A 10,149-nucleotide genomic window follows, 5' to 3' on the forward strand; every position below is an offset into this window, starting at 1 on the left:
GGGCGGCACCACTGTTGTCCGGCGATCCGGGATCGTTGGAAGGGCGGTCTTCCAACCCGTCGACCCAGTTCCCCATTTCATCGAGCCAGGGCGGCTTTTCGGCCGCAGACTTCGGCGCGTACTTCCCGCTCTGCCCGAGGGCCTTGCCGCGGGCGATCAGTTCGTCGTCGGCCATCATGCGGCCCTCCCTCGCAGGGCGAGCAGCACGGAAGCCGGGACGATGCCTGGGGTGCCTCGCTCGTCCAGGTGGGCGACGGCGGCGAGCCAGGCGTCCAGCTGGTGATCCGTCGCCGGCGGCTCGTCGTGGCGCCACGGGTCCGACCGCCCCGAGTCCAGGATCGGCAGCCGCCACGATGCCGCGCGCCTGCGCTTCATGTCTGCCAGCTGTCGTGTGCCGCTGCTAATCTCAGCGATATCGGCTTTGGGTAGTCGTGTGGTGGCCGGGTTCCGTTGAGGGGCCCGGCCTTCGCTATCGGTCATGACCGGCCTTCGGCCGCTTGATCGCGCCGCGGAACGCCGCCGCGATGAGGTCTCGCTGCTTCTCGCTCAGCGGGGGAGCCGCGTCGACGTTGCGACTCACTGCGGCCTGGCTTTTCGGGTCGAGGGTCATGTCACACCCCCGGCCAGGAAAGCGTCCAGGTCTTCGGGTGAGATGCGCCAGACGCGGCCGAACTTGGTCGCGCGCAGTCGGCCGCTGCGGATGTAGTCGCGGATGGTCGGCTGCGTGAGATTGGCCTTGGCGGCCGCCCCTGGAACGTCGTACCAGGGTCTGTCGTCGAGCAAATGTGCCTGCATGGAGAAGGCCCCTTCGCGGTTATGTAAACCGCAGATAGGGGCCTGTCTGCTCTAGCTGTGCTCCGTGGCCAGGGGCCTAGTTGCTCTCAAAGGAGCGGAGCCGGTGTTCGGTTGTGTGTGTAGGTTAGCGTCTGCTACCGGGGTTTGGTGTGACCAACATACCGGCGTGTTGCGTCAATCTTGGTGTGCCGCAGCCTTGCTGGAACTGTGTACGCGGTACGCGCCGTGGACGGTCCTGCCGCCGTGCGCTAGTCCATAATCGGCTTCGTCAATTCGTCAACGAGCGACTTGCGGCGCAGTCCGAGGGCTGTAACTTTACCGACGGTGTTGGCTTTCTCCGCGTTCTCCCAGTAGTCCTTCAGGGCGTCGCGTTCCTTGGTCATTCCAAGTAGGTCAAACCTGGCCTGCACCCTTACCAGCTTGAGCTGGATATCTGCTGTGGCGCGGATGACGTCTTCACTCGTGACGGGAGTAGGGTCCAGGTTTTTGAAAGCCCAGTACCACCCTTCGGTGACGACGGCCGCGGCGTCGGTCAGAGCGTCCAGCCGGTCCTTGCGTTTCTGGCGGGTGTTTTCAGCCTCGATCTGGTCCGCCAGTTGGTCCGCATCGGACTTGATTTGCTTTTGGACAGCGAACCACGCAACTGCCGCTGCGGCGATGGCGATCACAACGCCGATGGCCGTTGCGCCCTGGGAGTACCACCAATCGTCCCAACTGTGGTGTGGCGCGAGCTGGTCCACCACGGTCTGCGGGAGGTTAGCCTTCACGTCGAGCGGCGGGACGTTGATCCTCACCGGTGGCACCGGTGGCACCGGTGGCACTGGCGTTGTCATCAGACCGACAAGTCGCGGCGCAGTTTCGCTACGTGCCCGGTGGCTTTCACGTTGTACTGAGCGACCTCAATCTTGCCCTTCTCGTCGACCACAAAGCTGGACCGGATTACGCCCTGGACCGCCTTTCCATACATCTTCTTTTCGCCGTAGGCGCCGTAGGCCGTCAGCACCTTGCGCTCGGGGTCAGACAGCAGCGGAAACGTCAGGCCTTCGGCATCACGGAACTTGGCCAGCTTCTCTGGCTTGTCTGGGGAGATGCCGACGACATCGAGGCCGGCGCCGTTGAGTTCGCTCAGGCTGTCGCGGAAGTCGCAGGCCTGCTTGGTGCAGCCGGGCGTCGACGCCGCCGGGTAGAAGTACACGATCACGCGGCGGCCCTTGTATTCGGCGAGGGAGACTTTCTTGCCGTCGGCGTCGGCGAGGGTGAAGGCGGGCGCTTTGTCGCCCGGCGCAAGGCGGGTGTTCTCGGTCAACGTAGTAGTCCTTTCCTAATGCTTTTCAACGCGGCCAATTTGCCGGTGCTTGACTGGCCCACCACTTAAGGTTCGGAAAGCGATTCATCACATCGGGGAAGTCCGCCTTGTATTTCGAGAGCGCACTCCCGGTACGGCACGAGGCAATCTCCGGTCCCTCCTCGCGGATCACCCGTTCTACGGCGACGCGGTCGTCGGGATCGATATCGGGCTCGCCGATGCTCTCCTGGAGAAGCGCGTAGTGCGCATAGATAGCTCGCCGCGCAGCACCGCGAGGTTTGCCTCCGAAGTCGCTGACAACCTCGTTGGGATAGCGCTCGAGCACATCCCTTAACTCCATCCCACCGGCGTATAGCCGAGCGGCTTCGGCGCGGGTCTTCGGGTTTGGCCAAACCGCCCGTCGCCGTTCAACAACAGAACTCATCGCGTCACCCTCACTCTGCGAATTCGTACGTACGTGGTACCCGCCGGTACGCGCCCTGAACGGTCTTGCCGTACATCTTCTTTTCGCCATAGGCGCCGTAAGCCGTCAGGACCTTGCGCTCGGGGTCAGACAGCAGCGGAAACGTCAGGCCTTCGGCATCACGGAACTTGGCCAGCTTCTCTGGCTTGTCGGGGGAGATGCCGACGACATCGAGGCCGGCTCCGTTGAGCTCGCCCAGGTTGTCGCGGAAGTCGCAGGCCTGCTTGGTGCATCCGGGTGTCGACGCCGCGGGGTAAAAGTAGATGATCACGCGATGGCCCTTGTAGTCGGCGAGCGAGACCTTCTTGCCGTCGGCGTCAGGAAGGGTGAAGGCGGGCGCTTTGTCGCCCGGCGCAAGGCGTTCGGTGTCGGTCAAGGAGCTGCCTTTCTGTTCACCGGCAAGTGGAATGCGTGCCGGCTGATCTAGGGTAGGTCGGCAGGCACCAACCTAGACCGAGCCTGGTCAGGGTTCGCCGACGACAGGGAGGACGAGAGTGGCGGAGCGGGATCCCGACACCATCAAGCAAGACATCGACAAGGCCCGCGACCAGCTCGCATCGACCGTCGACTCGCTGGCTGTGCGCGCCAATCCCCGCCGACTCGCCGATGAAGCCAAAGCCCGGGCGATCGGCTTCGTCAAGAAGCCCGCGGTAGTGATCTCGCTGGCCGGGATCGCAGCGCTTGCCGCCGCTTTGGCTGTGCGCCGAATCCGCAACAAGTAATAGCTCATGAAGGATCGCTTCGAGCAGCCTTGTGTTCGCTCTTCGACCTCAAAAATGGCCTAATCAGTCGTCTGGCGCGCCCTATTCTTGGGAGGCCTTGGAAACTCGGGGGACCGGAAACAGCGGAGGTCGGATGACGGTAGCGACCACGTGTCGCACATGTGGCAGCACGCGGCGCCAGGGCGCAAGGTTTTGCGATTCTGCAGCTCCCTGACTGCACGGCAACCGGCCTCGCAGGTTGACCATCGGCTAGCGATGGACTTGAACCAAAACGGCGCCGCACCCGTGTCACCACCGGAAGGCTGGTTATGGACGTTCCGGAAACCAACCGGACACTGGTCGCTGCTGCGTTCGCGCGGCTGTCTGCGGAGGATCGGGCAATGGTTCAACGCGCGTATTATCACCGCTGGACAACCGCACAAATCGGCGCCGACCTGGGCATCGCCGAGAGCGCCGTGAAATCGCGGCTGCATCACGCGCTGCGAGCGCTGCAGCAAACCCTGCAGGAGATGGGAGTGGCACCATGACCGCCTTGTCGGGGCAGGGAGGACCCGTCCCTGGATCGCGCGCACAAGACGGCGACAAGTACGCACACTGGGACGCGGCCTACGTGCTGGGGTCTCTGTCCGAGACGGACAGGCGTGAATTCGAGGCGCACCTGGAAGAGTGCCAGTCTTGTCGGGATGCGGTAAACGAGCTTGCCGGCATGCCCGCCCTGCTGTCGCTGCTCGACCTCGACGACATTGCCGACGAAGATGACCCGATAGCAGTTCGGCCGCCATTGCCGCAGCCGGATCTGATCGGTCGGCAGTGGGAAATGTCCGTCGTTGCAGGCTTGCTGAAGCGTGCAATCGATGGCCACGGCGCGGTGGTCGGCGTCGTGGGCTCGCCTGGCATAGGCAAGAGCCGTCTCGTGCGCGAAGTTTCGGCTATGGCAGATGCCCGTGATGTTGACGTGTTCAGCGTTTTCTGCGAATCGCACACCAGCCAGATTCCCTTCCACACCGTGACGCGCCTGTTGCGCGCAGTCACCGGCGTCGAGAGTCTTGACCCACATGCCGCGCGGGCGCAGATCCGGGCTCAGGCACCCGACGCCGCGCCTGAGGACTTGCTGCTCTACGACGACCTGCTGGGCATCGCCGATCCCGATGTGGAGCTGCCGAAGATCGATCCGGATGCTCGTCGGCGGAGGTTGACCACGTTGGTAAATGCGGTCTCGCTGGCCCGCCGGGCCACGGCAGTCTTTGTCGTCGAGGACGCCCACTGGATCGACGAGGTCAGTGAGTCGCTGTTGGCCGATTTCTTTACGGTCATGCTGCAGACGCCCTCCCTGGTGCTGATGACTTACCGGCCCGAATATGAGGGCGCGTTGACCCGAGTCGCAGGTGCCCAAACTGTTGCCCTTGCGCCGCTGAGTGATTCGGAAACCGGGGGACTGGTCTCGGGGCTGCTCGGCCCTGATCTCTCGGATGGCGCGCTGAGCCAGAAGATCACGCGGCGGGCCGCGGGCAATCCGTTCTTCGCCGAGGAAATCGTGCGCGAACTGGCCGAGCGCGGCGTGCTCCGCGGTGAGCCGGGTGCATACCAGTCGGCCTCGGAAGTTGGCGACGTGAGCGTGCCGGTCACGCTGCAGGCGGCCATCGCTGCTCGCATCGATCGGCTCGACCCCATGGCAAAGCGCACGCTGAGCGCAGCGGCAGTGCTTGGTGCGCGGTTTAACGTGGACATGCTGGCCGCGGTGGGCGTTGAAGCGGTCGTGGATGATCTGCTGGCCGCGCAGCTCATCGATCAGCTCCGCTTCGCCGGGCAACCGGCATACGTGTTCCACCATCCGTCGATCCGCACGGTGGCCTACGAATTGCAGCTCGAATCGGATCGCGCCGAGCTGCACCGGCGCGCCGCGTCCGCCATCGAATCACGTGACCCGGCGGCAGGTGATGAAAACGCCGCCTTGATTGCCGAGCATCTGGAGGCGGCCGGCGATGGGCGCGCCGCTTACAGCTGGCAAGTGCGGGCCGCAACCTGGGCGACCAACCGCGACATCGTCGCGGCATGGCGCAGTTGGGAGCGCGCCCGGACGATCGCCGATGCCCTACCCGCCGATGACCTCGACCGGGCCTCCATGCGCATTGCTCCTCGCACCATGTTGTGCGGGATCGCGTGGCGAGTTAATGAGCATGCGACAGGCGCCCGTTTTGAGGAATTGCGGGAGTTGTGCGCTGCTGCCGGGGACAAGGCTTCACTGGCCATCGCCATGGCGGGGCGGGTGATGGATCACTTGCATCAGGCCCGGTTGCACGAGGCGTCGCAGCTGGCATCGGAAGCGATGGCCCTTGTCGAGTCGCTCGAGGATCCGAACTTGACGGTCGGCCTGTCCCTCGCGTCGATCTACGCCCGAGCTAAGTCCGCCGAGTGGCCTGACGCGCTGCGGTGGTCACAGATGGTGATCGACCTGGCCGACGGCGATCCCTCAAAAGGCAACTTCATCATCGGCTCCCCGTTAGCGCTCGCCTTTACGACGCGGGCAACGGCCAGTTATTGCCTGGGACTTTCGGGATGGCGCGACGACCTGCGGCACGGTCTCGCCATGGCCCGCAGCACCGACCCGATGTCCTACGCCACCGTTGTCACCTACGCCTACTCCGCGGCGATACCGCCGGGCATGCTGAGACCCGACGATCGCGTGATGGGCGAGATCGAGGATGCCCTGCGAATTGCCGAACAATCCGGTGATGATGTCGCCGTCGCCATCTCCCGCATGACGCTGGGCATTGCGCTGGTGCACCGCCAGACCATCGCGGAGCGTGACCGGGGACGGCAAGTCCTGGCGGAGGTCAGTGAAGTGTTTGTGCGTCGGGGGTTCTTCCTGGCTGAGCTACCTATCGTCGAGGTCTGCCTGGCTCGTGAGCAGGCCCAACGAGGAGATCGCGATGGCGCTATACCGCTCCTGCGCGTGACCGCCGAGGGTCAGTTCCGCGATGGACGCCTGCTGGGGTGGAGCATTCCTGCGACAGGTGTTCTGGTGGAGACATTGCTCGATCGGGGGGCCGAGGGTGACTTGGTGGAAGCCGAGGCCGCGATCGAGCGGTTGGCGGAGGCCACCATCGAGCGGTTGGCGGAGGCCGACGGCGGTTTCGCGGTGCGCGAGATTTGGCTGCTTCGGTTGCGGGCTCGCCTGGCGCAGGCTCGCGGCGAGGCCGCTGCATACGCAGACTTCCGGGATCGCTACCGCGACATGGCGAAAGCGCTTGGCTTCGAAGGGCATATCGATTGGGCCCACGCACTGCCGTGACGACCGTGAACCTCGACTGCGCCCGGTCGCCCGGAGCGCGCTGAGCCTTCAGGCAGCTTGAGTAACGGTGACGCTTCGGAAGTGCTCGATGCCGTCTTCGTCAGTCAAATCGTTGACGACTTCTGCCAATTTGGTTCTCACATCACCCGGCGAAGAGTATTTCGTGGTCGCTAGCTGACCATCGTCGAACTCGACTGTGATGAGGTAATGGCACATGGTCAACCTCCTGACGGTGCTCCGATGGCTCAACGCTATCGCGAAACGGTCACATCCGCCCTCTGAACAGCTGCGAACCTGCTGTAAGTTTCGTCGGCGCCAATTAGACATCCGTCGAAGCGCGGATTATCGCGCCGCCCTGGCGGCTTCGCGCCGAGCCTTTTCTTTCGCGTGGGTCGAGCAGCAATGCACCATTTCGAGATGGTATCGATCGCAGCAATATTGCGAACAATAGACTGACGCGGCCGGATGCCACTCCGGATTAGACAGGTCACGCCATCGGTCGTTCGGATCGAATCTGTGGCCGCAATGTACGCAGGTCTTCTTCTTGACCTTGGTGTTGGTAGCCATGCAGGTCAGGGTACTCGTCGTGGCCCCAAATCGGTGCTGATTTCAGATCGACGGCGCGCGGTCGACGTCTCGCAAAACACGTGGGGCGCAACACAAAGCAACATCGTTTACGCCGGCGAATTAATTATTTTCTGAAACTAACTCAGCCGTCTTCGATACTCGCCATCACAGAAATCGGTCTCCCAGCGAAATCGCCTGTAGCGCATTACGTTCCACGCCTTGCACCACAACCACCTTCGAAGGTCGTTCGCCTTAGGAACACGGCCGTACCTATTCTCGCTTGACAGTCGCTTTGTGCGGCCGGCCTGCAAGTAGCCCACCCTGGCGTCACGTCGTCGACTAGCAAACTGATCAGTCCATGGGCCGGGCAGGCGGCCCGGACCCGACGCGACGGCGCGCCGCAGGAATGAACCCGGAAGCTATGGCGTTCGGCTAGCGGTGGCGCACGTGAAGAAATGCCTTAATATCAGCCCGTCGGGCATTCCTAGTCGGGGGGCACGGTGGTTTTGAGGCTACTCAGGCGGGCATGGGTTCCGCTGGTCGTGCTCGTGGCACTGATCGTCGGCGGCGTCGCGGTGATGCGACTCAACGGCGTGTTCCCCGGACCCGGCTTGCCCAAGCCGGATCCCCGGGATGCGACCCCGCCGTATGCGGCCAAGACCGCGGTCTACGAAATCCTGGGTCCGCCCGGGACGACCGGGGTCGTCAACTGGATGGATGCGGAATCACTGCCGCAGAAGGCCAACTTCACGACCTTGCCGTGGTCGAAGACGATCGTCGCCGAGATGCCCGGCATCTTCGCCTACGTCATCGCCCAAGGTGACGGACCGTCCATCGGCTGCCGGATCACCGTCGATGGCAAATTAGTCGATCAACAACAGGCCAACACCCGGGACGCGCAGGTTTCCTGCTTGGACAAATCCGCGTGACCGACGAAACGAGCGGCACCAGCGATACAGAAGAAATCCCGGTCGCGCCGCACTACGAACTTGAGCGCAGACCGCGTCTGGCCCGCACCATCCGCGTACTGGCACTGCCGATCATCGTGATCTGGGTGTTGCTCGCGGTCGGCGTCAACGTCTTCGTCCCGCAGTTGGAGAAGGTCGCCGAGGAGATCTCGGTGCCGCTGTCGCCGTCCGACGCGCCGTCGGTGACGGGGATGAAGCATATCGGGGAGAAATTCAAGGAGTACGACTCCGACAACCTCGTGCTGGTGACCCTGGTCGGTGACAAACCGCTCGGCGCGGACGCGCACAAGTTTTACGACGAGCTGGTCACAAAGATCCAGGCCGACCACGAACACGTCGAGCACGCACTGAACTTCTGGGGACAGCGGTTCACGTCCTCGGGTGTGGAGAGCTACGACCACAAGGCCGCCTACGTTCAGGTCAACCTCAAAGGTGATCAGGGTGGGGCGGTCGGCGACGAATCCGTTGCGGCGGTGCGCAAGATCGTCGCGGACGCGAAGCCGCCGGCGGGAGTGCAGGCCTACGTCGCCGGCCAGGGAGCCCTGACCGCCGACGTGATCGTTGTCGGTGACAAGAGCCTGGCCAAGATCACGATCATCACGGTCATCGTCATCGCGATCATGCTGATGTTCGTTTACCGGTCCATCGGCACCGTGTTGCTGACCATGGTGATCCTCTTCGTGGGACTCGCGGCCGGCCGCGGCGTGGTTTCGCTGCTGGGCGAAATCGGCATCATGGGGTTGTCGACCTTCGCCGTGAACCTGCTGACCTCACTCGCGATCGCGGCGGGTACCGATTACGCGATTTTCATGGTCGGCCGCTACCAGGAGGGCCGTGAACGGGGCTTGGACCGTGAAGCCGCCTACTACGACACCTTCGCCGGTGTCAGCAAGGTGGTCCTGGGCTCGGGCCTGACGATCGTCGGGGCGCTGGCCTGCCTGAAATTCACCCGGCTGCCGTATTTCAGTTCGTTGGCGTTCCCATGCGCGGTAGGTCTGCTGGTGGTGGTGGCCGCCGGGGTGACCCTGACGCCGGCCCTGATCGCATTCGCAAGTCACTTCGGCCTTTTCGACCCGAAGCGCGAGTTCAACTACACCCGGTGGCGCCGTCTGGCGACGGCCATCGTGCGGTGGCCTGCGCCGATTCTCGCGACCGCCGTCCTCCTGGCGATCGTCGGCGCCCTGGGTTTGGCTGGCTTCACCCCGCGCTACAACGACCTCTACTATCTGCCGCACAGCGCCGCCTCGGTGCAGGCCTACGACGCGGCCGATCGACACTTCACCCAGGCCCGCCTGAACCCGGACCTGCTGATGATCGAATCAGACCACGATCTTCGTAATCCCCGAGACATGCTGGTGCTGGACAAGGTTGCCGGCGCCATCTTCCGGGTGCCCGGTATCGAACGGGTGCAGAGCATCACCCGACCGCTGGGCCCACCGATCGAAGACGGATCCATTCCGTTCCAGCTGAGTGTGCAAAGCGCGCCGATTCGCAGCAACCTGAATTACCTCAAGGACCGAATCGGCGACATCAAGAAGATCACCGGCTACCTCGACGACCTGATCGCCCTGCTGGTGCGCCAGTACGCGGTGACCCAGAAGCTCGCGAATGCCGCGGACGACAGCGCGAAAACCACGGCAGAGACCGCGGCCATCACGGACGAAATCCGCGATAATTTCGCGAATTTCGACGATTTCTACCGGCCGATCCGCAGTTACTTCTACTGGGACAAGCACTGCTTCGACATTCCGATCTGCTGGTCCACCAGATCGTTGTTCGACTCGTTGGACGGGTTCGATCAGCTGGCCGAAAAATTCCACGCCCTCACCGGCGACCTCAACGACACGGCTAAAGCCACCCATGAACTGCTGGCGATCATTCCGCAGAACATTGCTGTCTCGAAGGCGATCCGGGATACCACGCTGACCATCTACAGCTCGTTCGACAGCCTGATCGATCAGTTCGATCGGCTGACCGACACCAACGCCGTGATGGGCAAGTCCTTCAACGACGCTCGGGTGGAGAGCCTGTTCTAC

General features: G+C 63.4%; 11 protein-coding genes and 2 pseudogenes. 5 read left to right on the plus strand and 8 right to left on the minus strand.

The window, feature by feature from the left end; genetic code table 11:
- Window positions 1-174: 174 nt before the first annotated feature.
- The 7 genes and pseudogenes from WAN02_RS12530 to bcp (WAN02_RS12560) all read right to left on the minus strand — a co-directional run.
- The gene (locus WAN02_RS12530; RefSeq protein WP_422264494.1) at window positions 175-375 is read right to left on the minus strand and encodes a hypothetical protein; all 201 of its coding nucleotides are present in this window, start codon (window positions 373-375) and stop codon (window positions 175-177) included.
- Between the two features lie 94 nt (window positions 376-469).
- Complete coding sequence (locus tag WAN02_RS12535) at window positions 470-610, minus strand: hypothetical protein (RefSeq protein ID WP_422264495.1); 141 nt, start codon at window positions 608-610, stop codon at window positions 470-472.
- The gene (locus WAN02_RS12540) at window positions 607-795 is read right to left on the minus strand and encodes a helix-turn-helix domain-containing protein (protein WP_422264496.1); all 189 of its coding nucleotides are present in this window, start codon (window positions 793-795) and stop codon (window positions 607-609) included. Before WAN02_RS12540 ends, WAN02_RS12535 begins: the two co-directional genes overlap by 4 nt.
- 248 nt (window positions 796-1,043) lie before the next feature.
- On the minus strand, window positions 1,044-1,589 hold the full coding sequence (locus WAN02_RS12545) for a hypothetical protein (protein WP_422264498.1): 546 nt from the start codon (window positions 1,587-1,589) through the stop codon (window positions 1,044-1,046).
- Window positions 1,590-1,627: 38 nt separating this feature from the next.
- Window positions 1,628-2,101, minus strand: coding sequence for a thioredoxin-dependent thiol peroxidase (bcp, locus tag WAN02_RS12550; RefSeq protein WP_422264499.1), 474 nt, complete (start codon window positions 2,099-2,101; stop codon window positions 1,628-1,630).
- Between the two features lie 25 nt (window positions 2,102-2,126).
- A complete protein-coding gene (locus WAN02_RS12555) occupies window positions 2,127-2,525 on the minus strand; it encodes a hypothetical protein (RefSeq protein WP_422264500.1) in 399 nt (132 codons plus the stop codon).
- Between the two features lie 43 nt (window positions 2,526-2,568).
- A pseudogene (gene bcp, locus WAN02_RS12560) lies at window positions 2,569-2,940 on the minus strand (thioredoxin-dependent thiol peroxidase); the annotation flags it as partial.
- Window positions 2,941-3,058: 118 nt separating this feature from the next.
- On the opposite strand from bcp (WAN02_RS12560), the gene WAN02_RS12565 reads away from it, so the two are divergent.
- From WAN02_RS12565 to WAN02_RS12575, 3 genes and pseudogenes are all read left to right on the plus strand, one after another.
- On the plus strand, window positions 3,059-3,286 hold the full coding sequence (locus WAN02_RS12565; protein ID WP_422264501.1) for a DUF3618 domain-containing protein: 228 nt from the start codon (window positions 3,059-3,061) through the stop codon (window positions 3,284-3,286).
- A 326-nt stretch (window positions 3,287-3,612) separates the two neighbouring features.
- Window positions 3,613-3,813, plus strand: a pseudogene (locus tag WAN02_RS12570) (sigma factor-like helix-turn-helix DNA-binding protein); the annotation flags it as partial.
- A complete protein-coding gene (locus WAN02_RS12575) occupies window positions 3,810-6,578 on the plus strand; it encodes an AAA family ATPase (RefSeq protein ID WP_422264502.1) in 2,769 nt (922 codons plus the stop codon). The pseudogene WAN02_RS12570 and the gene WAN02_RS12575, both read left to right, overlap by 4 nt.
- Before the next feature lie 48 nt (window positions 6,579-6,626).
- Here the strand turns inward: WAN02_RS12575 and WAN02_RS12580 are convergent, their stop codons facing one another.
- Window positions 6,627-6,794: a hypothetical protein gene (locus WAN02_RS12580; RefSeq protein ID WP_422264503.1), complete on the minus strand. Its 168-nt coding sequence runs from the start codon at window positions 6,792-6,794 to the stop codon at window positions 6,627-6,629.
- A gap of 899 nt (window positions 6,795-7,693) precedes the next feature.
- Here WAN02_RS12580 and WAN02_RS12585 point away from each other — a divergent pair.
- Together WAN02_RS12585 and WAN02_RS12590 are read left to right on the plus strand one after the other, a co-directional pair.
- A complete protein-coding gene (locus tag WAN02_RS12585; protein ID WP_422264504.1) occupies window positions 7,694-8,074 on the plus strand; it encodes an MmpS family transport accessory protein in 381 nt (126 codons plus the stop codon).
- Window positions 8,071-10,149: MMPL family transporter (locus WAN02_RS12590; protein ID WP_422264505.1), on the plus strand; the 2,079-nt coding region annotated here is incomplete at its 3' end. The genes WAN02_RS12585 and WAN02_RS12590, both read left to right, overlap by 4 nt.

The sequence above is a fragment of the Mycobacterium sp. genome (genome assembly GCF_049281135.1).
Classification (GTDB): domain Bacteria; phylum Actinomycetota; class Actinomycetes; order Mycobacteriales; family Mycobacteriaceae; genus Mycobacterium.